This is a genomic window from Shewanella gelidii (assembly GCF_014647855.1).
Taxonomy (GTDB): domain Bacteria; phylum Pseudomonadota; class Gammaproteobacteria; order Enterobacterales; family Shewanellaceae; genus Shewanella; species Shewanella gelidii.
Genome location: NZ_BMPZ01000009.1, coordinates 107,594 through 132,508 on the forward strand (window position 1 = coordinate 107,594; position 24,915 = coordinate 132,508).

Consider the following 24,915-nt stretch of genomic DNA (forward strand, 5'->3'; position numbering starts at 1 on the left):
ATTTTCTATTCCCTTTTAAATATGACGTCATTATAAACACAAAAAAGCCGCTAAAAAGCGGCTTCTATCTCAACATGACAATTTTGATGCTTAATTATGCATGTTCTTTACCTAAATATAGCCATGTGTCAATGACTGTATCAGGGTTAAGTGAAACCGTGTCAATGCCTTGTTCAACTAACCAAGCAGCAAAATCTGGGTGATCTGAAGGTCCTTGACCACAAATACCAACATAAGCTCCCTTCTTCTTAGCCGCCTGAATGGCTAAAGAAAGAAGTGCTTTCACAGCTTCGTTTCGCTCATCGAACAAATGGCTAATGATTCCTGAGTCACGATCTAAGCCTAATGTAAGCTGGGTCAAATCGTTAGAACCAATCGAGAAACCGTCAAAATGCTCAAGGAATTGGTCTGCAAGCAATGCATTTGATGGCAGCTCACACATCATGATCACGCGTAAACCATCTTTGCCTCGCTCTAGGCCTTGCTCTTTTAACAGCTCAATCACTTGCGCTGCTTCATCAAGAGTACGAACGAATGGGATCATAATCTCAACGTTCTTCAGACCCATCTCACCGCGAACACGCTTAATGGCTTCACATTCTAGCGCAAAACAATCACGGAAAGACTCTGAGATATAACGGCTAGCACCACGGAAGCCCAGCATTGGGTTTTCTTCTTCTGGCTCGTAGCGGTCACCACCAACTAGGTTCGCATATTCATTAGACTTAAAGTCAGACATACGAACAATCACTTTCTTCGGATAGAAAGCAGAACCAATAGTTGCGATACCTTCAACAAGACGAGCGACATAATACTCAACCGGAGAATCATAGCCAGCAATCATCTCATTGATTTCTTCTTGAAGCTCTGCATCTTGTTGATTGAACTCAAGTAGAGCTTTCGGGTGAATACCAATCATACGGTTGATAATGAACTCAAGACGGGCTAGACCAACCCCTTCGTTCGGAAGGCGTGCAAAATCAAATGCACGATCTGGGTTACCAACGTTCATGGTAATCTTCATTGGCAATTCAGGCATAGAATCGACGCGAGATGAAATCACTTCAAACTCTTGCTCGCCATCATAGATAAAACCTGTATCACCTTCAGCACATGAAACGGTTACAGTTTGTCCGGTTTTTACTAGGTCTGTTACATCACCACAACCAACAACCGCTGGGACACCTAGCTCACGAGCAATAATTGCAGCGTGACAAGTACGGCCACCACGATTCGTTACAATCGCGCTAGCGCGTTTCATGATTGGTTCCCAATCTGGGTCAGTCATATCTGTAACGAGTACATCACCTGGTTGGATTTGATCCATATCATCAATTGATGCAAGAACCTTCGCAACACCTGTTCCAACCTTGTGACCAATCGCACGACCTTCACTTAAAATCTCACCACGAGTTTTTAAGTTATAGCGTTCGATTAATTGAACATCTTCACGTGAACGAACAGTTTCTGGACGAGCCTGTACAATGTACAGCTTGCCATCATTACCATCCTTCGCCCACTCAATATCCATTGGACGACCGTAGTGCTTTTCAATAATGACAGCTTGTTTTGCAAGCTCCATGACTTCGTCGTCATTGATAGAGAATTCACGACGAGTCGCTGCATCAACATCTTCAATCTTAACTTGCTTACCATGGCTCTCATCATCAGAGTACACCATCTGGATAAGCTTACTACCAATGTTGCGACGAACAACCGATTGATTGCCTTCAGCTAACATTGGCTTGTGTACATAAAATTCGTCTGGGTTCACTGCACCCTGTACAACCATTTCACCAAGACCAAATGATGAAGTAATAAATACAACGTCGTTATTGCCTGATTCAGTATCCATGGTGAACATGACACCAGAAGAAGCTTTATCAGAGCGAACCATACGCTGGATACCGGCAGATAGAGCCACACCACGGTGGTCATAACCTTGGTGAACACGGTATGAAATTGCACGGTCATTAAACAGTGAAGCATATACATGCTTAATTGCGACCAAGACAGACTCGAACCCCTTAACGTTTAGGAAAGTCTCTTGCTGACCCGCGAAAGAAGCATCAGGCATATCTTCTGCAGTCGCTGATGAACGAACAGCGAATGAAGCGTCTTGGGTTTCAGAGGCTAGCTTTTCGTATGACTCACGAATGGCTTGCTCAAGTTCCGGCTGAAATGGAGTATCAATTACCCATTGTCTAATTTGAGCACCTACTTTTGCCAGTGCATTCACATCATCAACATCCAAGGTGTCTAAGATGTCATAAATCTTCTGGTTCACTCCACTTTGTTCTAGAAACTCATTGAACGCATGAGAGGTCGTTGCGAAGCCGCCAGGTACTTGAACACCTGCATTAGCAAGATTACTAATCATCTCACCAAGCGAGGCATTTTTACCGCCAACTAGGTTTACATCGCCCATGCCTAATTCTTGATACCAGAGTACGTATGATTGCACAGTTCTATCTCCGAAGGTTTTTTATTCATTAGCCCCTTCACACGAGGGCAACGGCATTTTACACTTCATGGCAGTACGCGTAAATCTATAATTTTGTTTGTAATTTTATTACCACATGAGGTCTTTATGACACAGAAAGTATTCTACATCTCTGATGGAACAGCCATTACCGCAGAAGTATTTGGCCATGCAGTACTATCGCAATTTCCAGTAGAATTTGAAGCACTTACGATTCCATTTGTTGAAACCACAGCGAAAGCAAAATCAGTAATCAAGCAGATCAATGATAGTTTTATTACGACAGGAATACGTCCAATTGTGTTTCACTCCATCATAAAACCAGAGATACGTGAAATTATTTACAGTTCCGAAGGTGTCGATTATGACTTTTTGAATACCTTTGTTTCGCCACTCGAACAACAACTGGGTATAAAAGCATCACCCGTAATACATCGAACCCACGGTAAAGCAAATCATACCTATGAAGCACGTATCGATGCGATTAATTATGCAATGGATAATGATGACGGCCAAACCATGAAGCACATGGATAAAGCAGACATCATTTTGCTCGGCGTTTCGCGTTGCGGTAAAACGCCATCAAGTCTTTATCTTTCAATGCAATTTGGCATCAAAGCAGCCAACTATCCATTCACGGAAGATGATATGGATAACCTCAAATTACCAGAAGTTTTAAAACGCAATAAAAGTAAGCTTTTTGGCCTTACCATTGATCCGAATCGGCTTCATGAAATACGTCAAAGCAGACTTGAAAATAGCCGCTATAGTTCCCTCAGACAATGTCGTTTAGAAGTTAAAGAAGTTGAAATGCTCTACAAAAAAGAGCGCATTCCTTTTGTGAATACCACCAACCATTCAGTTGAAGAAATTTCAACAAAAATTCTCGATATGACAGGTCTAGAGCGTCATATGTTCTAACTTGTAATAAAGTGACAGCAAAATGTTACAATTCACGAGCAAGTCAGACAATTTTTATAACAAATCAAAAATAAATTGCACCGTTGCCTATAAAAGATACATATAGGCACTGTGCAAGACTCTGGGATTGGTTATAATCCGTGCCAATTATGGACGAACGCTCCACACGAATGCTCGGTAACATGAATGACCATTAAAACAGACGAATTACGCACTTCTTTATTATGTAAAGTCATCTCTCCTGCACAACTTGCATCTGAGTATCCTCTAACCCAAGACGCAGCAGACTACCTCGTACAGCAACGCCGCGAAGTTGAAGCAATCTTATCAGGCGAAGATCAGCGTTTGCTGGTTATTATTGGCCCTTGCTCAATCCACGACACTGACGCAGCACTAGAATATGCGCAGCGCCTTGCCAAGCTCCATCAAGAGCTGAAAGATGACCTGTGTATACTTATGCGAGTTTATTTTGAAAAGCCACGAACGATTGTAGGCTGGAAAGGTTTAATCTCAGATCCAGATCTAGATGGCAGCTTTAGCCCAAATAAAGGTTTACGTAAAGCGCGTCATCTATTACAACAAATCACGGAGCTAAAACTGCCTATCGCGACTGAGTTTCTTGATATGGTGAACGGCCAATACATCGCTGATTTGATTACTTGGGGTGCAATTGGCGCTCGCACAACGGAAAGCCAGGTCCACCGTGAAATGGCTTCCGCACTTTCTTGCCCTGTCGGCTTTAAAAATGGTACCGACGGGAATATCAAAATTGCTGTAGATGCCGTACGAGCAGCCAAAGTTCCGCACATTTTCTATTCGCCAGATAAAGATGGTGCGATGGCAGTTTACCGCACACATGGTAATCCATTTGGCCATATCATTTTACGAGGCGGTAACCAACCCAACTACTCTGCGGATGATATTGAGTCAACTCGTCAGAAGCTTGAAGATGCAGGTATTTCTGAGCGTATGGTTGTTGATTTTAGTCATGGCAATAGCCAGAAAAAACATAAGAATCAGCTCAACGTCGCTGATGATATTATGGGACAACTCGAAAAAGGGTCTACGGCAATTGCAGGCATTATGGCTGAAAGCTTCATTGAAGAGGGTAACCAGAAAGTAGAACCAAACCAGCCACTGACGTTTGGGCAGAGCATCACAGATAGCTGCTTACATTGGCAAGACTCAGAAACCCTGCTTCGCAAGCTCGCCTGCGCATCTAGAGCACGCATGACACAGCTTGCTAAAGGTTAACTCCATCTTTATATCAACAAAGGCCCATCAAGGGCCTTTTTTATTGCCTTTCAAGTAGCACAAATCATGACCCTGCTAACTATGATCATTAATGAAAAGCATCGCTAAAGTGGATTTTCAAAAACGATCCTTCTCCCTACTAAAGCGTGAATATATTCACTGTGAACTTTGACCGTTTCTAGCACTGAAGCGGCAACTGAAGCAATTCTATTCGGTAAGCACACAACAACCAAAATAATGACGAGTACCAGCAGTGTGAGAAATGCCTTTCATACACACTCTTTTTTGATGTAGACACAGCGCATACATATATTTAGGCAAGAAAAGCGCATGACTAATCACAATAACAGACTCATTCTTACGTATGACAACAGACCCACCGACTCAATAAATTAGGGAATGTTTATGTGAAGCACAAACTTACCTCTTATTAGACTTTGGTCTAACACAAGGAAACATATAATAAAATTGTATAGCAAAATGAATAAAGAATAGGATCAATCCCACATTTTCTGTTACATTGAGATACCTTCAAGTGCCACCTAAATAAACAAAAGAAGCCATGAAGCTAGAAAATCTAAATATTATAATTGCCGATGATCATCCTTTGTTTCGTAACGCCTTGCGACAAGCCCTCACGAATGCTTTGTCGAGCACACACTGGTTTGAAGCAGACAGTGCGGACGCACTGCAGCAGTTACTAGAAGACAGTAGTAAGAGTTACGATCTGGTTCTGTTGGATTTACAGATGCCGGGAAGCCATGGCTATTCAACATTAATTCATTTACGCTCGCATTTTCCTGAGCTTCCTGTGGTCGTGATTTCTGCACACGAAGATGTCAACACCATTTCTCGCGCAGTCCACTATGGCAGTGCCGGCTTTATTCCTAAATCCGCCTCAATGGAAGTGCTCGCCGAAGCCTTAACCAGTGTGTTATATGGTGATATTTGGCTGCCAGAAGGCATTGAACTGATCGAAGTCAATGAAGAAAACGGTACCGATCAAATGGCGAGTAAGCTCTCGGAACTGACTCCACAACAATACAAAGTACTACAGTTATTCGCTGAAGGTTTATTAAACAAACAGATTGCCTACGATCTCAATGTCTCTGAAGCAACAATTAAAGCGCATGCTACCGCTATATTTAGAAAACTTGGGGTGCGTAACCGAACACAAGCAGTGATTTCTTTGCAACAACTAGAAATGGAAAAAGTAGAGCTTAATTGATTTGAATGTCCATTAAGATAGAGAAATAAAAAGCCATCATCAATGATGGCTTTTTTTGTTCGGACAGTCAGTCGCTATCGGGTATTCTCACTTCGACGCTGATTCGCGCAAGTACTTGGCATGAAAGCGCAGATGCTCTTCAATAAACGTCGCAATGAAATAGTAGCTATGATCATAGCCAGCTTGCATCCTTATCTGTGCTGGATAATTTTTCGCTTCCACAACCTCAAGTAAATTAGACGTTAACAATTGCTCTTCGAGGAAATTATCGGCCTGTCCTTGATCGACTAACATCGGCACAGAGGTTGTTACGTTATGCATCAATTCGCAAGCATCATAAACCAACCATGCCGCACGATTATCACCTAAGTACGCAGTCAATGCTTTGCTCCCCCAAGGGCAATTAGTAGGGTTTACAATAGGACTAAACGCACTCACTGAACGATATTGCATCGGATTTTTGAGTGCACATATCAGCGCACCGTGTCCCCCCATGGAATGACCAGAGATAGACTTGACATCTGACACATTGAACTGACACTCAATCAGATGAGGAAGCTCTTTGCTGACGTAGTCATACATCTGATAGTGTTGTGCCCAAGGTGCTTCAGTTGCATTGACATAAAAGCCGGCCCCAAGTCCTAGATCATAGTTGCCATCAGGATCATCTGCGACCTCTTCTCCCCGTGGACTGGTATCGGGAGCAACAATGGCAATACCCAGTTCAGCAGCAACTCGCTGCGCCCCCGCTTTTTGCATAAAGTTTTCATCAGTACAGGTCAAACCCGATAACCAATACAAAACAGGAACCGGTCGATGCTCGGCTTGTGGCGGCAAATAAATTGCAAAACGCATGTTACATGCAAGGCTTGTAGATTCATGGCTGTACTGCGCATGCCACCCGTTAAATACCTTATTTTTACTTATCTGCTGCAACATGAATTGCTCCTTATTGATCCGATGAATCAAAATGAATGACACTGCGGATACTTTTACCTTCATGCATCAATGCAAATGCGTGATTTATTTCTTCTAGTGGCATGGTATGCGTAATGAAATCATCAAGTTTAAACTCTCCGTCCAAGTAACGCTCAACAATTTCAGGCAATTCTGAACGCCCTTTGACACCACCAAATGCAGAACCTTTCCATACGCGACCAGTGACCAGTTGAAATGGACGGGTAGAAATTTCTTGTCCAGCCCCTGCGACACCGATTATCACAGATTCTCCCCAACCTTTATGACAACACTCTAATGCTGAACGCATGATATCTACATTTCCAATGCACTCGAAAGAGTAATCAACGCCGCCATCCGTCAGTTCCACAATGACTTCCTGAATCGGACGTTCGTAATGCTTAGGATTAATACAATCTGTAGCGCCAAGTTTGGTTGCTAGATCAAACTTCGACTCATTGATATCGATTGCTATAATTCGACTTGCACCAGCCATTACCGAACCAATGACTGCTGATAAACCGATCCCACCCATACCGAATATGGCAACTGTTGCCCCCGCCTCAACTTTTGCCGTATTCATCACTGCACCCATCCCAGTAGTTACACCGCATCCTAATAAACAAACTTCTTCTAAAGGTGCATCCGGATTCACCTTGGCCAAAGATATTTCAGGGAGCACTGTGTACTCAGAAAAAGTCGAGCACCCCATGTAATGGAATATTGGCTCACCGTCTTTATAAAAACGCGTCGTTCCATCCGGCATTAACCCTTGCCCCTGGGTTTCACGGATCTTCTGACATAAGTTGGTTTTTCCAGATAAGCAAAATTTACATTCACCGCACTCCGGTGTGTACAACGGGATCACGTGGTCACCAACGGCGACACTTGTTACACCTTCACCGACCATCTCGACAATTCCGCCTCCTTCATGGCCTAAAATAGCTGGAAAAACGCCTTCGGGATCATCTCCAGATAACGTAAAGGCATCGGTATGACAAACACCTGAAGCAATGATCTTCACCAAAACTTCACCCTTTCTAGGTAACATTACATCCACTTCTTCCATAACGAGTGGTTGACCCGCTCCCCAAGCTACAGCCGCTTTTGATTTAATAAACTTATCAGTCATTTCTTTTTCTCCACACTCAATCATTTATTTTCACAATTTTAATATAGAGCTATTTTATTTATTTCTACACGAATGATAATCTAGCTAAATTGAAATTAATTTTTACGAGACAGTAACAATGTATTTGTGGCAAGGTGTGTATGAATTTGTTCATGTGGCGCAGCAGCAAAGCTTCACAGTCGCAGCGCAAAAGTTAGACATCTCAACAGCACAAGTTAGCCGCCAAATTAATGCTTTAGAGCGGCGGCTCGGTACCAAACTTCTGTACAGAACAACACGTAAAGTTTCACTCACAAATGAAGGACAAATATACTTACAGCACTGCCAGCAAATCATTACCAGTTTAGAAGAAGCTGAACGCGCTCTTGGTAATCTTCAAGATACGCCACAGGGTACAATAAAACTCACAGCCCCAGTGGCTTATGGTGAGCAATTTATCCTTCCCAAAGTTCATGACTTCTTAGAATGTTACCCTGACGTAAATGTACAAACGATCTTAACCAATAAGCAGCTCGATATTGTTGAAGGCGGTTTTGACCTAGCCATTCGAATTGGGCAACTTGCTGACTCGACGCATATCGCAAAGGCTATTAGTACAAGAACAAACTATACCTGCGCATCTGCAGCGTATATTCATCAGTTTGGGATACCTGAGACAATACATGAATTAAGCGCCCATGATTGCCTTGCAGGTACACATCCACAATGGCACTTTAAAAACGAGCATGGCAAAAAACTAAGCTATACCATAAAAAGTAAGCATAGCTGTAATTCGGGAAGAGTATTGAGGGATGCAGCATTAAAGGGGTTGGGCGTGGTACAGCTACCAGACTATTACGTTGGAGATGATATTGCTAACGGTCAACTGGTTGAGGTTTTGGCTCCTTTTCGAGCCACACCAGAAAACATTTGGGCAGTTTATCCGCATACACGCCACCTTTCCGCCAAAGTGCGCCGACTGGTCGAGCATTTGCAGCACAACCTAAATGGCGCGACATAACGCAAAGCCCTCAAGTGTGCTTGAGTTTAACTTAGCGGCTCTTGGGCTTGCGCACTCGTTTTGGGTAAATAGAAGGTTCGCCTTCAGGACGTGTTCTTAGGATTTTCAAAAACCACATATACTGCTCTGGAAATGCTTGAATGACTTGTTCAACAACTTCATTAAGCGCCAGAGCTTCTGCTTGTTTTGACGCCATATGAGTCGTATCCATCGGCTCTAGAACAGTCACTTGAAACTGATGGCGTTGTTCACAATAACCCACCTGTACTGGCAGTATTTCGGCGTTGCCAGCACTTGCTAAGCGACCAACCACGGGCAATGTTGCTTTCTGTGTTGCAAAGAAGTCGACAAAGACACTATTCTCGCGACCTAGATCTTCATCGGGCAGATAAAAAAAACTGCGATCTTGACGTAGCTCTTTGACCAATGCTCGAATGCCAGCCTCTCGTTTATACACTTTTGCACCAAAGAGATTACGGGTTCTCACACCAAACCAGTTAAACAAGCCATTACGATGTGCTTTCGCCATTGCAACCATAGGAAGCTCTAGATTCAAACGTAAGCCAACGTATTCTATTGGCCAAACATGGGGCAGGATAAAGATGATTGGCTTACCCTTGGCTCGTGCAGCGTTGATATGGGCTTCCCCATGCAGCTTGACCCGCTTCTTGATCAACGCTTCAGTGCCAAAGATCAATTCACCTTGTGCAAGCAGAGTCATCAAAAATGACTGTACATTTTTATATAATAATTCTTCGATCTGCTGTTCAGAATATTGAGGGAAACAACATTTTAAGTTGACTCGGGCTACTGAAATTTGTCGCTTTGCCAACAACATGACGATTTTAGCCAATCGTTTCACCATTGGATCACGGATAAAAGCAGGCAATAAACCTAGAACAAACAGAAATAAAATTTGCAGCCAAGTCCCAATGTACTTCGGATGCAAAAGATCAAAAGTAAATCGATTTTCAAAATAGTTTTTAGACGTTGCCAAGGGGAAACCTCTGTTCTTGACAGAAAATGGTAGGGTTCAAGCTCTAATAGAGAGGAAAAGCCACTCATAAATGAGTGGCTTTCAAAGATACATTCCCGCGGTTATTTATCCGCGTTCGCCGTTTCTACACGACTCTTCAACTTTTGTCCGGGACGGAATGTCACCACACGACGAGCTGAAATAGGAATGTCCTCGCCTGTTTTTGGGTTCCTTCCCGGTCTTTGATTCTTATCCCTGAGGTCAAAATTGCCAAAGCCAGATAATTTGACCTGCTCACCACTTTCGAGTGCTGTACGAATTTCTTCGAAAAACGACTCTACCATCTCTTTCGCTACGCGCTTGTTAATGCCAAGCGTTTCAAAAAGATGCTCTGCCATTTCGGCTTTGGTAAGTGCCATACTTTAATCCCTCAACAATGCGTTGAACTCGGACTTGAGAGCAGAAACCACTGAATCAACCATCTCAGCTATCTCTTTTTCTTCAAGCGTACGAGTGTTGTCTTGTAACGTAAGTGCTATCGCCAAACTCTTTTTGCCTGACTCAACACCTTTACCTTGGTATACATCGAACAAGTTTAAGCCAACCAACTGATTTTCGCCAACTTTTCTTATCAAATTCATCACATCGCTTGCAGCAATTGACTCATCAACTACAACAGCAATATCGCGACGATTAGCCGGGAACTTAGATACAGTCTGGGCTAGCGGCAAATTGGCCTGTAGCAAAGCAGCCAATTCAAGCTCAAAAATAATTGTTTTCCCATTGAGTCCAAAAGGTTTCTCAAGGCTCGGATGGAGGGTTCCGATAACACCGATCACTTGACCATTTCTTAATATTTCAGCAGTTTGCCCCGGATGAAGTGCAGAATGCTGTGCGGATCTGAAGCTAAATTCTTGCTCAGAAACAGTCAAGCCGATGATGGCCTCTAAGTCACCTTTGAGATCATAAAAATCTACGGTATTTGACTCCATAGACCAATGTTCATCGTTTTGGTTGCCAGCGATAACAGCACTCAGCATTGCTTCTTGGCGTACACCTGATTCAGCTTGCTCATCTGGTACAAACCGAAGACCCGTTTCGAATAAACGAACTCGTCCTTGCTGACGGCTTTGGTTATAGCCAACGGCACCTAACAAGCCTGTAAACATTGACAAGCGCATCGCCGACATTTCTACAGAAATAGGATTCGGTAGCACCATGGCTTGAGCACCAGGGTGAACTTTGTCTTGTAACTTAGGATCAACAAAACTATAAGTCACGGCTTCTTGAAAGCCGCGTGCAACAAGGAGACGACGTACTTTCTTGAGGTCAATATCAGCTTCTTTATGGTCAGACATCTTCAATGCGGCAACTGGCGCAACATTTGGGATATTGTTGTAACCATAAATGCGTGCAACTTCTTCAATCAGATCCTCTTCGATGGCCATATCAAATCGATAAGTTGCTGTTGTCACAGTCCAACCATCGTTTTGTACGACAACCGTAAAGCCCAGACGCTCTAGAATTTCGACGACATCCGCATCGCTAATCACATGCCCGAGAAGTTTATCCAACTTGCTACGGCGTAACGTGATTGTTGCCGCCTTAGGCAAATGCGCATCGGATTTCGCCTCTATCACTTCACCGGCTTCACCACCACAAATATCTAATACAAGACGGCTCGCACGTTCCATCACCTTGTGCTGCAACTCGGGATCAACGCCACGTTCAAAACGATGTGAAGCATCGGTATGCAATCCCAATCGGCGTGCTTTACCCATAATGGCCAATGGCGCAAAGAATGCACATTCAAGTAAAATATCTTGAGTTTCCGAGTTCACCCCTGATGACTCACCACCAAAAACACCCGCTAAAGCAAGTGGTGCTTTATCATCAGTAATTAGCAGTGTATCCGCAGGAACCTTGATTTCATTCCCATCAAGCAAGGTTAGCTTTTCTTGACCATCGCCTAGACGAACGTGAATATCACCATCAATCTTCGCTAAATCAAATGCATGCATGGGTTGGCCATACTCAACCAAAACATAGTTAGTAATATCAACGATCGGATCTATTGAACGGATTCCGCTACGGCGCAGCTTTTCTTGCATCCAAAGTGGTGTTTCCGCTTTGACATTCACGTTTTTGACAACGCGACCTAAATAACGACCACAAGCTTCAGGCGCTTCAATGCTAATCGCAACTTTTGCGTCTGTCGTTACTGCTACCGTATCCCAAGTTGGCTCTACCACCTCGATTCGATTCAGCACACCCACTTCACGGGCTAAACCGGCCATACCAAGACAGTCTGCTCTGTTTGCGGTTAAATCTACGTCTATAATGGCATCTTCAAGATCTAAATATTCACGAACGTCTTTACCTAATGGTGCATCTGCCGGTAACTCAATGATGCCGTCACTTTCGACATCAATACCGAGTTCACCAAATGAGCACAACATCCCCATTGAAGGCTGGCCACGAAGTTTGGCTTTTTTAATTTTGAAATCGCCCGGCAATACGGCACCGACCATTGCGACCGCAACTTTAATCCCTTGACGGCAATTTGGTGCGCCACAAACGATATCAATCAATTCGTTTTGACCCACGGAAATTTTGGTAACGCGTAGTTTATCTGCATCAGGGTGTTGGCCACACTCCACCACTTCACCGACAATAACACCAGAAAACTCTCCGGCTACTGGGTCGATACCATCCACTTCTAAACCAGCCATGGTGACTTGGTGAGATAGTTCGTCACGACTAATACTTGGGTTGACCCACTCTCGGAGCCAAGATTCGCTAAATTTCATTTCTATACTGCTCCGTTATTTGAATTGCTTAAGAAAACGTAGATCGTTCTCAAAAAAGGCACGTAGATCATTCACGCCATAACGAAGCATCGTTAAGCGCTCTACCCCCATACCAAAAGCAAATCCAGAATATTTCTCGGGGTCAATTCCGACACTACGGAGTACATTTGGATGCACCATGCCACAACCCAACACTTCTAACCATTTACCATTCTTACCCATGACATCAACTTCAGCTGAAGGCTCAGTAAATGGGAAATAAGATGGACGAAAACGTACCTGTAAATCTTCTTCAAAGAAGTTACGCAAAAAGTCGTGGAGAATACCTTTTAACTCAGCAAAGTTGACATGCTCATCCACAAGCAAACCTTCAACCTGATGAAACATCGGCGTATGGGTTTGATCGTAATCATTTCGATAGACACGGCCCGGCGAAATAATACGCAAAGGAGGCTGCTCTTTTTCCATAGTACGGATCTGAACACCAGAAGTTTGAGTACGCAACATCACTTTAGGATTAAAGTAAAACGTGTCGTGGTCAGCACGCGCAGGATGATGCTCCGAAATATTTAGCGCATCGAAGTTATGAAAATCATCTTCAATTTCAGGACCTTGCTTTACAGTAAAACCGAGTTCACCGAAGAATGACTCAATGCGCTCAATGGTGCGAGTGACTGGATGTAATCCACCATTGCCTACAGAGCGCCCAGGGAGCGTGACATCAATTTTATCCGCAGCGAGTTGACTCTCTAACTCTGCAGCTTTGAGCGCTTCAATTTTTTGCGACAATTGTTGTTGAACAGCTTGCTTCGCTTTATTGACAGCTTGTCCGAACGCTGGTTTTTCTTCTGGTGGTAGTTTGCCCATCATTTTCATCATGTCGGTGATCTTACCTTTCTTACCAAGGTAATCGACACGAACTTCATCGAGGGATTTTAGGTCTTGGGCTTGCTCTATGACGGCAAGCGCCTGTTCCACAATATCGGTTAACTGCTGCATCTTCTCTTCCACTGCATATTTTGCCTGCTAAATATGCAGACTATAGGTGTTTAGTGCGGGTCTAATTTTACATTCAGACAAAGCAGGAAATTCTACGATAGCTGAGGCTTTTTGACTAGTGAAAACTGCCTCTTTTCCTGCGAAAAAACGCGAAGTTAATTGATATTCAGCCTGTAGAGTGATGTAACAGAATAAGATGCTTCTTTTTACGTTGAAAAGTTAAAATATTTAGGTGTTGCGTAACGCTCAACTTTGTATCAAAAAACAGACTAATTTATATACACCCAAGACCTCTTTAGCACAAAACAGTAATTCATTTTCACAAAAACGTGCGACAAATCCGTTTACACCTAGCCTAAACGTGATCAGAAGCGTAGAATCCAGTCAATTACCGTAATTAAAGTAGGCTTTTTAGTGTGTTCACGGAATGATACCTCACCAACCGATGGATTGATTGGCAAAAAGGCTGGCTATAGTTAAATGAAATCGATTATTTTGTAACGTCAGAGAAACGAGGCTCTCATGAAAGAAGTAAAATTTCGTTGGATAGATAAATACTTAATCCACATGACGCTCAGAACCAAGTTTGCCGTTTTGGCATTGGTCCCTATTCTTATTCTCATTCTCTTTGCCTATCTTCTGCTGGCAAGCCATCAAGCCTCAACTCAGCACATACTTGCCAATCTAACTCAAACTCAAAGCCAACACATCAATAAAACCATTGAAATAGCCCTAAAACAGCTTCCAGAATCGGCGCACCAGAACTTTATTCAGCAGCTCCCTGCCCAATTACAAGTTATGCCGAAAAACAGCGCATCTCACGACGCGAGAACTTTGGCACAGGAAGGCGGCGGTGTGACAAACGACTTAACTCAAGCATTTAGTAGTTCGAATCAATTTAATTTGATTACAGGACTTGAAGTACCAAAGGCCGCAATGAATGCCGATTCCAGCACCTTGGGTTTAATTGTTGGCGCAGCTCTGGCCATTTTAGTCACCTGTTATTACATTTCTACGTTTGTTGGTGGCGCGCTATTCACGTCGGTCAGAGCTTTAAAGCAAGCTGCCGACGGCGATCTCACCGGCCGACTCAATTTTTTTGAAGTCAAAGATGAATTTAGTATTCTTGCCATCAGCATCGATACCTTGGTTGAACGTCAACACAACTTAGTGAAGCTCATTTCTCAGGCAACCGTGCAAATTCGTCAAGTCGTCACCGACTTCAAACAGAATGCCGAACAAGGCCAGGATCTGGCAATTAACCAACGAGAGCATTTAGATTCACTAGCAACGGCCATGGAAGAAATGACCGCAGCAGTAAAAGAAGTCGCCCGTAACGCAGAGCAATCATCAACTGAAACCCAAGAAACCAACAACCAAGTCGCGGCAGGCTCGAAAGATATTTCAGAAACAGTTGATTCTATTGAGCTGCTCAGCACAGAAATCGGAAATGCTTCAGAGGCTGTTGCCACGCTAAATGAAAATGCTTGCAAGATTGATGAAGTGGTGACGACAATTAATGCAATTTCTGAACAAACTAATTTACTCGCATTAAATGCGGCCATTGAAGCGGCACGCGCTGGAGAACAAGGCCGTGGCTTTGCTGTCGTTGCCGATGAAGTCAGGACGCTTGCAGGTCGAACGCAAGCTGCAACCGTTGAAATTAAAGCGATGATTGAAGCACTGCAGTCTGGGAGTCAACAGCTAACTCAAGTGATGGGAAAAACAGTGGAACAAGCTGATGAAGGTAAAAAGCATGTTCTACGAACCGGCGACGACCTCGTCGCTATTGCTAGCCATAGTAATACCGTCCTAGAAATGAGCGTGCAAATCGCTACTTCAGCGGAAGAACAGTCTAGTGTGGCAAATGAAATTGCAACGAACTTAATGGAAATCCGCAACCAAAGTCATGATGTAGAACAGTCTGCTAATCGGGCGGTTTCTGGTTGCGATGAACTTCAAGCAACCGCGGAACAAATGGATCAGCTATTGGTTGGCCTCAAAGTATAGTGTTGAAGTTGCAAACTTGAGCAATTGAAACGGCAATATAATTTCACAAAAAAGCAGAGATGAATAATCTCTGCTTTTTTATTAACTCAATCATGAGGCATAGTCAATCTCGATATGATGCTGTCGATTTAGCGATATCAGCTGCTTTAAATGAAACCTGCTAATTATTGCTAATGATTCATATCAATAAAGCCACACTTCGTCACCTACATGACACCTTATTTGAAAACAGGCTTCTCTGCGAACTTGTCCATCAAAGCTGTTTTCAATTAAGTAACTTTAATAATCGCTAATCTAGTCAGCATTCCCTTGAATACTTGCGGTAGCATGCTAACTTAAAACTATCATGTTAAATCTATGTAAAAACCAACCAAAAATAACAACAACATAGCGACATTTCGATTTGCAGGGAGTGAGCATAACAATGAACACCAAACAGCTTCTCACCTCACGCCAACTTGATTGGCGAAATAGCCTGCCCAATAAACTGAGTTTATTTCAACTCGTCATTGCCATCATTGTCGTCAGCAGTACCTACTGGGTCTTAATCACAGTACAAAACAAACAAATTTTACAACAACAGCAAGCCATTAATAAAAGCCAAGGTCAAATGGTCATTGCGAAGCTGCTAGAAGTGACCTCACAAGTTGAAAGTCTCGCAATTTCAATGAGTAATATGGCACAGCTTTACCATGATTCACCACAGCACTTACAACAAATCACGCCTCACCTTCTAGGCATGGAAAGTCAAAAACACTTAATTGAAGGTGGTGGGATATGGCCCGAAAACGAACAAGCTGAGGACAATACCTATCGCCCCAGTCAATTCTGGGCTCGGAATGAGCATGAACAATTCATTCAAATCAATGATTACAATCTTGGCGATAGCCCCAATTATCATACAGAACCTTGGTACAAACCCTTACGCTACTTTTCCAAAGGTCACACGTATTGGTCAGGTGTTTATCAAGATCCTCACACCAAAACAGCCATGGTGACGGCTTCGGTTCCAATTTGGAAAGAACACCAGTTTATCGGCGTAACCACCGTAGATATGAATCTTGAAAAAATGGGTCGTTTTCTTGAGCAATCTTTACTGGAAATGAGCGGCTATTTAATCGTATTCGATCAATTTAACAATATTATTGCTTACCCTAGCCATCTGGAATTAACCCGTGACAAACCAGAGTTAAATATACAAACACTCGCCTCCCAACAAACGCGCTATTTAAAAATGGCAAAGCAAATTCAAGCTGTAGATCAACAGCTCATCACGCAATCACTTGCACAACGGGTTTTTACGATTGAGCAACTTGATAACCTCAAAAGTAAAGGTGCTCAAGAGCGGCACTCAATGTTAAGCGCCATTGTAAACGCCAAGGCGTCTCCGCTTTCAAAGCCTCCCATTATATTGTCGTCGTTCAAAGTGAACATGGATCCTCAGTTAGAAGAGCCCGCAATGGCCTCGCTGTTTAGGATGCCAAATACGTACTGGAAAGTCGCAATCATTACGCCAACAAGTGCTTTTGAAAATCAGGCCAGTTCAATTGCAGGCACGATTGGTGGCTTTTTGGTCATCATTCAACTGCTTGCATTGGTCGTTTTATTTGCAGTACTCAATCGTTTATTTGTGCAACCCATTAGTGAAATGGTTTCGACATTAGATGAAAGCCAAAGTCATAGCCTTCAACTTAAAGCTGCACAGCGCAATGACGAAATTGGCATGCTCGCGAAAGCGTTTATTAGCCGTACCCATCAATTAGAAACCATTAGTCAGAATCTTGATAAAAGTAACTCAGCACTCGAGCATCAACTCAAGGTTCAACACACCGCAAAACAAGCTTTAAAGGCGAATAAAAATCAACTAAATACTATGTTGAATAGCTCATCGTGCCTGATTTTTGTCAAAGATTTGAATAACATTTATACCTTAGTAAACGATAAATATTGCGAAACATTAGGTATAGAAAGGCAGCATCTTGTTGGCTCAAATGATTTCGATATCTTCCCGGCGACTCTGGCTCAAAATTACCGAGCTTCTGACCTAAGAATTATGGAGACAACAGAAGCCATTTTTGTTGAACAAGTCTTACCGACGACGCGTGGTGAGATCCCCTTTTTAGTCAACAAATTTACCATTAAAAACCTTGAAGGAGAGCCTGTTGCAATCGGGGCCGTCGCTTTTGACTTTAGTTTACAAAAACAAATTGAGCACTCTCAAAAGCAGCAATTAGATCGCTTAGATTCATTGAAAACACAACAAATAGATAAGCAACATGCGCAATCTGAGCTCATTGAACAACTCAAAAGCAAGGCTGCCTCTACCCAAGAACAATTACAGCATCAACAGCAACTCAATTCAGCATACATCAATAGTCAATCGATGATGCAATCAGTTTTTGCAACCATGGTAGAACAAATGATGCGCGAGCAAGATCAGCTTCTAAGTGAAATCCACAGAAGTACGATGATTTCTGACCCGAAGTTTGTCGATACCTTAACGAATCAAGCGGATCAACTTCGCCATATGTATCAACTCACAGCCCATGCTTCCACCAATGTAAAGCCACTGCACGTCGATGAATTTGTTGGCCACTTAAAATCAATATTACAGCCAACTCTCGATCAAAATAGTATTAATCTCGTGACACACTTTGAACAAGCGCTGACGATTGACTCCCAAGCTTGGATGTTGCTGCTATTAAGCTACCGACTAATTTCTAACAGCATCAGCCATGGATTCACATCTGAACGTAGCGACAGAAACATCCACCTCTCCATTTCAAGTCTGGATAAGCTTTTAGAAGTATCGATAAAAGATAATGGCGTCGGTTTACACCCTGTCATACTGGCAAAGACGCAAGTACTGATAAAAGAGCGTCAATGCCAAGGCACACTTAGCTGCGTTGCACTTTGGGTACAGCATCATTTAGGTGGAGAATTTACAATTCAGAGTGAAATCAACAAAGGGACAAACATTCGCTGCAAAATTCCAATTGAAGCACTTTAATGATTCCATGTAGCAAATGGCGAACGCCAACGAGATTTCTCACGTTCGCTCAATACATTAAAGAACTGATGTGCAGTTCATTTAAACTTGCTTTAATTTTGCGATTTCTTGATCAAACAAGTTTTTAATCAGGCCTGAAAACTCTGTAATAAATCGAGTCTGTTCGGGTGTGGCATAGCGATTAGCAACATTAGCGAGAATTTCTTCTAAATCGTAAACAATAGCATCAACTTCTCGAATTACTTTGTTACGATCAGCGAAGGATAGCTCAGGGTTTTGGCCACACACCATGATAATCTGCGCGGCTAACTGCTCTTCAAACAGAGACATCACGGTGTCACTTACCAATTCTTCAGAAGCAGGGGTTTCAAACAAGCCAAGGTGCTCAGTCAAATACTGAATCAAATGCATATAACCATCTTTATCTGTAACCATGATGCTTCCTAAACTTTTTACCCACACTGACATACTAAAGTATGAACCAATGAGCTACTTCTGTCTTGTCCAATTATAAACGCGCCACGCTATTTATTTAAAACTAAAACAAATGTCACAGGCACGGCCCAGCTAATGGAAGACAAACTTGCAATTTGACGTAACTTTTCAATTCCCTCTCCCAAACCAAACCCATCAGCACTAACAATGATAGGTTGTAAGCTGGTCGCCATCACTTGCTGGTCAGATAACTTGGCAATCACAACATCAATGGTCATAGATTGCACAAAACCATGAAGCGAAATTTTGGCGGGCACCGATAAAACCTGTCGCTGACCGATGACCATAGAATCCACCATTTTGCTCTTGATTTGAGCGGTTAGCTTTAGCTCTGGAAACTTAGCGACTTCAAATAACATACTTTGCATCCGCTGATCGCGGATTTCAATATTCGTTTGCACAGATTTTAGCGGTATGCTGAGCTCAAACCCCGTCTCACTCAAGCGCCCTTCAACCTGAGTAAACCGGTGCACTTCCGCAGCATCACGTTTCTTGACCGAGATAAAGTTAACTTGGGAAGCTTGGTTATCGACATTCCAAGTCTCTGCTTGTAGGCCAACCGAAAAACAAAACAAAAGAGCCATTAGTATAAAGTGTTTCATCGCCATTCCTTAGAGTGCATGCTTTATTGCAGTATAGCGGACTCATCCCCATTAAAAAAAGCGCTGACCATAGCGCTTTTATGAATATCGAATTAAGTAACCTTCACATTCATTGCAATGTCGGCAAGCAACTTTGACTAAGGGGCCAAACGATCAATTTGCCAGCCTGATGCTTGCTTGACGTACAAAAAGCGATCATGCAGTCGGTGTTCACCGCCCTGCCAGAACTCAATACTATCGGCCTCCACTAAATACCCACCCCAAAACTTAGGTAAAGGCACTTCACCTTTCGCAAATTTTTGTTTCATCTCGTTAAATTTGGATTCAAGCGCCTGCCTTGCAGATAGTTTGCTCGATTGATTTGATACCCAAGCTGCAATTTGGCTTTCTTTGGGGCGCGTTACAAAATACTTTAAAACCTCGGTATGACTCAGCGGTTTAGCGACGCCGGTTACTGCGACTTGACGCTCTAAAGCTTGCCAAGGAAACAACATGCTAACCTGTGCATTTTCTGTTATCTGCTCGGCTTTACGACTTTCAAGGTTTGTAAAAAAAACGAAACCTTTCTCGTCAAATCGCTTGAGTAATACAATTCGCTGAAACGGTTGACCAGTTGCATTCACAGTGGCAAGTACCATCGCGGTTGGATCACTCAGCTCCGCATCACGAGCCTGTTCCATCCAAAGGCTAAACAGTGCCATCGGATCATTCGGTAGCTGCTCCCTTCTCAAACCATCACGGTTATATTCACGGCGAATATCACTTAAATCCGTCATACCTTTTCCTTTGGCTGGTTGCGCACAATTGCAGCCTAATCAGCTTAGAAGTCTTATTTACTTGCTTACGAGCCCTTTCCCTTCGGCCCATACATGCAACATTTCAAGGCCAAGGCTAGCCCCGGCAAGTGCTGTGATTTCCGCATGATCATAGGCTGGCGCAACTTCAACGACATCCATACCCACAATATTCATGCCTCGCAAGCCACGAATAATTTTCATTGCTTTATCGCTACTTAAACCACCGCATACTGGCGTTCCAGTTCCCGGCGCATATGCAGGATCTAAACAGTCAATATCAAATGTTACGTACAAAGGAAGGGTACCAACGCGCTGTTTAATACGTTCGACGATATCAATAACCGTCATATCATTAGCCGTTGCCGCATCGATAACATCAAAGCCATGTCCCTCTGCCTCATATTCAGTACGAATACCCACTTGTACCGAATGCTCTGCATCAATAAGACCTTCATTTGGCGCATGATAAAACATTGTGCCATGGTCATACTTACTACCTTGTGAATAGGTATCGGTATGCGCATCAAAATGCAGCAATGCCATTTTCCCATACACCTTATGATGAGCACGTAATAGCGGTAAAGTTACGAAATGATCACCGCCAAAACTCAGCAAGCCTTTCCCTGAAGCCACAATAGCTGACGCAAAATCATCGACTCTTTGGGTAAAATCAGCACTATCACCGCAGTTATAGACAAGATCTCCTGCATCAACAATTTTTATTTGTTCGCTGAGTTTAAAGTTCCACGGCCAGCGAGTTTCTTCCCACGCTAAATTTACCGACGCACGACGGATCGCATCAGGGCCAAGTCGACCACCAGAGCGCCCAGTGGTTGCCATATCAAACGGTAATCCTAGAACAACTATATCCGCATCACTCTCTAACGGCTTGAAATCAAGCGGTTGGCGTAAATAACCAAATGCATTCGAATATAAGGAGTAATCAGCTTTATCAGCAATTGTCGTCATAATATCTCCAAACAGGAAGCTTACTCTGCTTCCTTCTTATAATTTTTCAATAAGCAATCGCCCATTCGCGCTCGCTTCAAAATAGTTAAATTCAATTTGATACCCTTGTTCAATATCCAAACAACAACTCGCACTTTCAACCGAAAAACGGGGTAAATTTAGCGTGGCATTAAAGCCTATGACATCCCATGTTTTTGGGTCAAATAGTTTCAAGAGTTGGACAAATATTGTCTGTACCAAATGCGCATCACTGAGGTTAGTTTCACAGCCGACATAAGAGCCACTTTCTTGCGGCGTAATATGCAGGGTTAAATATTGAGAACCTGAAATGCCATTGAGCGAATAGCCCAAAGGCGAAAACAAATAGTCATCGAACGTAAATGCCGGCAATAAATCCTTTAGGCCCAATAATACAAGTATTTCACAGTTTTTTTGCTGTGGCTGCCTGAGGTAATTGGATACATGACCGCGAATCTGATACATCAGCAGTTCACTCGTGCAGTCTTGACTACCTGGCTGGTATTGTTTGTGGCTATGAAACAAAAAATGATGACGCTGGCTCACTTCGCCAATGCGGTAGGACTGACCATTGATCACTGTTTTTATTTTAGCAACATCATCGACAAAATGACTCAATTGTTGCTCGGGGAGTAACTCCTTGCCCCGCTGGTAAGAAACAAATGCAATTTGAGCCTGGCCGATTTCTTTAGCAAATAGCATCAGGGAGTTTGCAAGAACGGTTTCACCACAAGTGATCATGACGAAGCGATCTTGCCATACAAATAAACTCGACTCACTTAATACGTAGGCATCACAATCATCGTTGCTCATACGAGAAACAATCATCGCATCCGCGCAATGAACGACACGTTGCCAAAAGTCTGCACCTAAATGGCGTAAATTGGGGCAACCTCGATCAACAATTACCTCCAGCTTTTTCTCGCAGCCTTCATAAAACATCGGTGGCTTCAGCTCCAGCATGCCGCAGTGCAGCTCGATATGACACCACTTAAGTGATGTCTTCTAAGTAGGTGTAGCCTTGCAATCCAAGCTGCAATTCTTCAAGAATATGGGCGCGCTCTGACTCAACAATATGTTGATTGACCAATTGCTCATATGTACGCATGAACGACACAGCATCTAAATTCACGTATCGCAATACATCCGCAACCGTATCACCAGCAAACACTGATTCGATATTTGTAAGGCCTTGTTCGTCTAATCGAACCACTGCCGAGTTTGTATCTCCGAATAGGTTGTGTAGGTCACCTAAAATCTCTTGATAGGCACCGACTAAGAAAAAGCCGATTAAATAGGGGCTTTCTGGACTCCAAGCAGGTACTGGCAACGTGGTTTCGATACCTTGGCCATCAACATATTGATCAATGGTGCCATCGGAGTCACAAGTAATATCTAGCATAACCGCACGGCGCTCAGAAGCATTTTCAAGCCCAGATAGCGGCAACACGGGAAACACCTGATCAATTCCCCATGCATCGGGCAGTGACTGGAATAAGGAGAAATTGACAAAAAACTTATCGGCCAGTTTCTCATTCAAGTCATCGATAATTGGACGGTGATAACGGTTCTTCGCGCTCAATTGACCTTGGATATCATGGCAAACTCTTAAATTAGTCTGCTCTGCCCATGCCCTTTGCTCTAATGTCAGTTGTCCCATGGCAAATAGCGTGTGCGCTTCGGTGAGATCACTTTGGGTATCATGATAGATTTCGATCAGTGCGCGTTGGTCTGCTTTACTGCTTAATTCTTCCCAAGAACGCCACATGTTATGTAACAGCAAGGGTGCATCTTCAGATGGTGCTTCGATAACTTCTGGAGAGTAGGCCTCTGTACCAATCACATCGCTAATCAAAACTGCATGATGGGCTGTTAAAAAGCGACCGGACTCTGAAATCAATCTCGGCATTGGCTGTTGATATTCATTACAGGTATTAGCCAATACGCTGACAATATTGTTTGCATATTCAGTGAGGCCATAGTTCATCGAGTTATTGCTTTGGCTGCGGGTGCCGTCATAATCGACTGCTAAACCACCACCAACATCGAAACAATTAACCTTCGCTCCAAGATTTCTTAATTCACAATAGAATCGCGCGGCTTCACTCACCCCTTGGCGAATATCGCGGATATTGGCAATTTGCGAACCCAAGTGAAAATGCAGCAATTGTAAACTATCCAGCATCCCCTGCTGTTTCAGGCTATCGACAACACTCAAGATTTGCGCTGCCGACAATCCAAACTTAGATTTTTCACCACCACTCGCTTGCCATTTGCCTTTGCCTTGGAAAGCCAATCTAGCGCGCAGTCCAAGACGAGGCGTCACGCCAAGCTGCTTGGCTTCTTCTAAAACTAACTTGAGCTCTGATAGCTTTTCTAAAACGATATATACTTTATGGCCCAACTTTTCACCGATGAGCGCCAGTCGAATATACTCTTTATCTTTATAGCCATTGCAGACGATAACAGAGCTCGCTTTTTGAGCCATGGCTAGCACCGCCATTAACTCAGGCTTACTACCAGCTTCAAGACCCAGCTGCGGCACTTCTTTTGATTTTTGGCTTGCTAATATTTCTTCAACAACCGTTTGCTGCTGATTCACTTTAATTGGATAAACTAACAAATAGTCATTTTGGTATTCGTATTTCTGAACCGCTTGGTTAAATGCATGACACAGGCTATGTACGCGATGGTGAAGGATTTGTGGAAATCGCACCAGCACAGGCAAAGAAACACCCGCCTTGACCATATCTCTGGCTAAAGAATTTAGACCAATTTGGTGAGACGGAGTGGCAGGATCTGGCGTGACTGTAACTTCACCATCATCACTGATTCCAAAAAAGCCTTGGCTCCAATGCGTTACGTTGTAACCCGCACGAGCATCATCAATAGACCAGTTGTTCATATCTCTTAGCCTGTATTCCCACTATATAAATTCAAAATCATCAGCGCCAAAATTGCGATAACATCATGAAAAAGTGTCGCAATCTGACAAAGTATAAGCCAGCATAAATAACGTATGGCTGGTCTTTTTTTTATTGACGACGGATGTATTCTCGCCGCACTCACACAAGTTGCACCACTGGTTTAGATTCACAACTTGGCGCGCAATTAAACCGCGCAAATACGGCTAATGCAAGCAGGATTTCTAGCAGAATAAAAAATAATTTTATTCTGCCGATTCTCTTACTTACCTTGTTGAATCACGGACAAAATCAATACAATAATTCACTGGCAACGCTCAACCAGAATTCG

The 24,915-nt window shown here is 43.1% G+C and carries 19 protein-coding genes; 6 read left to right on the forward strand and 13 right to left on the reverse strand.

The window, feature by feature from the left end:
* Window positions 1-94: 94 nt before the first annotated feature.
* Window positions 95-2,464 (reverse strand): phosphoenolpyruvate synthase, encoded by a 2,370-nt coding sequence (gene ppsA, locus IEY18_RS14350; protein WP_188922026.1) that lies wholly within the window; start codon window positions 2,462-2,464, stop codon window positions 95-97.
* A gap of 126 nt (window positions 2,465-2,590) precedes the next feature.
* On the opposite strand from ppsA, the gene ppsR reads away from it, so the two are divergent.
* The 3 genes from ppsR to IEY18_RS14365 all read left to right on the forward strand — a co-directional run bounded on the left by ppsR (window position 2,591) and on the right by IEY18_RS14365 (window position 5,885).
* Window positions 2,591-3,403, forward strand: a complete 813-nt coding sequence (gene ppsR, locus IEY18_RS14355; RefSeq protein WP_188922045.1) for a posphoenolpyruvate synthetase regulatory kinase/phosphorylase PpsR — start codon at window positions 2,591-2,593, stop codon at window positions 3,401-3,403.
* A 186-nt stretch (window positions 3,404-3,589) separates the two neighbouring features.
* The gene (locus IEY18_RS14360) at window positions 3,590-4,657 is read left to right on the forward strand and encodes a 3-deoxy-7-phosphoheptulonate synthase (RefSeq protein WP_188922047.1); all 1,068 of its coding nucleotides are present in this window, start codon (window positions 3,590-3,592) and stop codon (window positions 4,655-4,657) included.
* A gap of 562 nt (window positions 4,658-5,219) precedes the next feature.
* Window positions 5,220-5,885 carry a response regulator transcription factor gene (locus IEY18_RS14365; RefSeq protein ID WP_188922049.1) on the forward strand — a complete coding sequence of 222 codons (666 nt, stop codon included), beginning with the start codon at window positions 5,220-5,222 and terminating at the stop codon, window positions 5,883-5,885.
* An 87-nt stretch (window positions 5,886-5,972) separates the two neighbouring features.
* On the opposite strand, the gene fghA is transcribed toward IEY18_RS14365, so the two are convergent.
* Window positions 5,973-6,824 (reverse strand): S-formylglutathione hydrolase, encoded by an 852-nt coding sequence (gene fghA, locus IEY18_RS14370; RefSeq protein WP_283103796.1) that lies wholly within the window; start codon window positions 6,822-6,824, stop codon window positions 5,973-5,975.
* Window positions 6,825-6,834: 10 nt separating this feature from the next.
* Entirely contained in the window at window positions 6,835-7,974 is a 1,140-nt protein-coding gene (locus IEY18_RS14375) for an S-(hydroxymethyl)glutathione dehydrogenase/class III alcohol dehydrogenase (RefSeq protein ID WP_188922051.1), read from the reverse strand.
* A 118-nt stretch (window positions 7,975-8,092) separates the two neighbouring features.
* Here IEY18_RS14375 and IEY18_RS14380 point away from each other — a divergent pair, with 118 nt between their 5' ends.
* Entirely contained in the window at window positions 8,093-8,974 is an 882-nt protein-coding gene (locus tag IEY18_RS14380; protein WP_188922052.1) for a LysR substrate-binding domain-containing protein, read from the forward strand.
* A gap of 31 nt (window positions 8,975-9,005) precedes the next feature.
* On the opposite strand, the gene lpxM is transcribed toward IEY18_RS14380, so the two are convergent.
* The 4 genes from lpxM to pheS form a co-directional block, all read right to left on the reverse strand.
* Complete coding sequence (gene lpxM / locus IEY18_RS14385) at window positions 9,006-9,971, reverse strand: lauroyl-Kdo(2)-lipid IV(A) myristoyltransferase (protein ID WP_188922054.1); 966 nt, start codon at window positions 9,969-9,971, stop codon at window positions 9,006-9,008.
* A gap of 101 nt (window positions 9,972-10,072) precedes the next feature.
* Complete coding sequence (gene ihfA / locus IEY18_RS14390; protein ID WP_188922056.1) at window positions 10,073-10,369, reverse strand: integration host factor subunit alpha; 297 nt, start codon at window positions 10,367-10,369, stop codon at window positions 10,073-10,075.
* 3 nt (window positions 10,370-10,372) lie between these two features.
* Entirely contained in the window at window positions 10,373-12,760 is a 2,388-nt protein-coding gene (gene pheT / locus IEY18_RS14395; RefSeq protein WP_188922058.1) for a phenylalanine--tRNA ligase subunit beta, read from the reverse strand.
* A gap of 15 nt (window positions 12,761-12,775) precedes the next feature.
* Window positions 12,776-13,759: a phenylalanine--tRNA ligase subunit alpha gene (gene pheS / locus IEY18_RS14400; RefSeq protein WP_188922060.1), complete on the reverse strand. Its 984-nt coding sequence runs from the start codon at window positions 13,757-13,759 to the stop codon at window positions 12,776-12,778.
* 522 nt (window positions 13,760-14,281) lie between these two features.
* Between pheS and IEY18_RS14405 the strand changes: the two genes are divergently transcribed.
* Both IEY18_RS14405 and IEY18_RS14410 read left to right on the forward strand, forming a co-directional pair.
* Window positions 14,282-15,769, forward strand: a complete 1,488-nt coding sequence (locus IEY18_RS14405; protein ID WP_188922063.1) for a methyl-accepting chemotaxis protein — start codon at window positions 14,282-14,284, stop codon at window positions 15,767-15,769.
* Between the two features lie 424 nt (window positions 15,770-16,193).
* The gene (locus IEY18_RS14410) at window positions 16,194-18,779 is read left to right on the forward strand and encodes a PDC sensor domain-containing protein (protein ID WP_188922065.1); all 2,586 of its coding nucleotides are present in this window, start codon (window positions 16,194-16,196) and stop codon (window positions 18,777-18,779) included.
* An 81-nt stretch (window positions 18,780-18,860) separates the two neighbouring features.
* On the opposite strand, the gene IEY18_RS14415 is transcribed toward IEY18_RS14410, so the two are convergent.
* The 6 genes from IEY18_RS14415 to speA form a co-directional block, all read right to left on the reverse strand.
* Complete coding sequence (locus tag IEY18_RS14415) at window positions 18,861-19,214, reverse strand: DUF3802 family protein (protein WP_188922067.1); 354 nt, start codon at window positions 19,212-19,214, stop codon at window positions 18,861-18,863.
* A gap of 89 nt (window positions 19,215-19,303) precedes the next feature.
* On the reverse strand, window positions 19,304-19,876 hold the full coding sequence (locus tag IEY18_RS14420) for a YceI family protein (protein ID WP_188922069.1): 573 nt from the start codon (window positions 19,874-19,876) through the stop codon (window positions 19,304-19,306).
* A 137-nt stretch (window positions 19,877-20,013) separates the two neighbouring features.
* Complete coding sequence (pdxH, locus tag IEY18_RS14425; RefSeq protein ID WP_188922071.1) at window positions 20,014-20,652, reverse strand: pyridoxamine 5'-phosphate oxidase; 639 nt, start codon at window positions 20,650-20,652, stop codon at window positions 20,014-20,016.
* Between the two features lie 57 nt (window positions 20,653-20,709).
* The gene (speB, locus tag IEY18_RS14430) at window positions 20,710-21,642 is read right to left on the reverse strand and encodes an agmatinase (RefSeq protein WP_188922072.1); all 933 of its coding nucleotides are present in this window, start codon (window positions 21,640-21,642) and stop codon (window positions 20,710-20,712) included.
* 36 nt (window positions 21,643-21,678) lie between these two features.
* On the reverse strand, window positions 21,679-22,623 hold the full coding sequence (locus IEY18_RS14435) for an adenosylmethionine decarboxylase (RefSeq protein WP_188922074.1): 945 nt from the start codon (window positions 22,621-22,623) through the stop codon (window positions 21,679-21,681).
* A 28-nt stretch (window positions 22,624-22,651) separates the two neighbouring features.
* A complete protein-coding gene (gene speA, locus IEY18_RS14440; RefSeq protein WP_188922076.1) occupies window positions 22,652-24,565 on the reverse strand; it encodes a biosynthetic arginine decarboxylase in 1,914 nt (637 codons plus the stop codon).
* Window positions 24,566-24,915: the final 350 nt, after the last annotated feature.

Bases quoted from the DNA above. Each gene is read 5' to 3' on its own strand.
- pdxH (WP_188922071.1), bottom strand. From the start codon at position 20,652: ATGACGGATTTAAGTGATATTCGCCGTGAATATAACCGTGATGGTTTG.
- IEY18_RS14365 (WP_188922049.1), top strand. From the start codon at position 5,220: ATGAAGCTAGAAAATCTAAATATTATAATTGCCGATGATCATCCTTTG.
- IEY18_RS14380 (WP_188922052.1), top strand. From the start codon at position 8,093: ATGTATTTGTGGCAAGGTGTGTATGAATTTGTTCATGTGGCGCAGCAG.
- IEY18_RS14360 (WP_188922047.1), top strand. From the start codon at position 3,590: ATGACCATTAAAACAGACGAATTACGCACTTCTTTATTATGTAAAGTC.
- ppsR (WP_188922045.1), top strand. From the start codon at position 2,591: ATGACACAGAAAGTATTCTACATCTCTGATGGAACAGCCATTACCGCA.
- IEY18_RS14420 (WP_188922069.1), bottom strand. From the start codon at position 19,876: ATGAAACACTTTATACTAATGGCTCTTTTGTTTTGTTTTTCGGTTGGC.
- fghA (WP_283103796.1), bottom strand. From the start codon at position 6,824: ATGTTGCAGCAGATAAGTAAAAATAAGGTATTTAACGGGTGGCATGCG.
- IEY18_RS14375 (WP_188922051.1), bottom strand. From the start codon at position 7,974: ATGACTGATAAGTTTATTAAATCAAAAGCGGCTGTAGCTTGGGGAGCG.
- IEY18_RS14410 (WP_188922065.1), top strand. From the start codon at position 16,194: ATGAACACCAAACAGCTTCTCACCTCACGCCAACTTGATTGGCGAAAT.
- pheT (WP_188922058.1), bottom strand. From the start codon at position 12,760: ATGAAATTTAGCGAATCTTGGCTCCGAGAGTGGGTCAACCCAAGTATT.
- IEY18_RS14405 (WP_188922063.1), top strand. From the start codon at position 14,282: ATGAAAGAAGTAAAATTTCGTTGGATAGATAAATACTTAATCCACATG.
- ihfA (WP_188922056.1), bottom strand. From the start codon at position 10,369: ATGGCACTTACCAAAGCCGAAATGGCAGAGCATCTTTTTGAAACGCTT.
- speA (WP_188922076.1), bottom strand. From the start codon at position 24,565: ATGAACAACTGGTCTATTGATGATGCTCGTGCGGGTTACAACGTAACG.
- IEY18_RS14435 (WP_188922074.1), bottom strand. From the start codon at position 22,623: ATGCTGGAGCTGAAGCCACCGATGTTTTATGAAGGCTGCGAGAAAAAG.
- IEY18_RS14415 (WP_188922067.1), bottom strand. From the start codon at position 19,214: ATGGTTACAGATAAAGATGGTTATATGCATTTGATTCAGTATTTGACT.
- pheS (WP_188922060.1), bottom strand. From the start codon at position 13,759: ATGCAGCAGTTAACCGATATTGTGGAACAGGCGCTTGCCGTCATAGAG.
- speB (WP_188922072.1), bottom strand. From the start codon at position 21,642: ATGACGACAATTGCTGATAAAGCTGATTACTCCTTATATTCGAATGCA.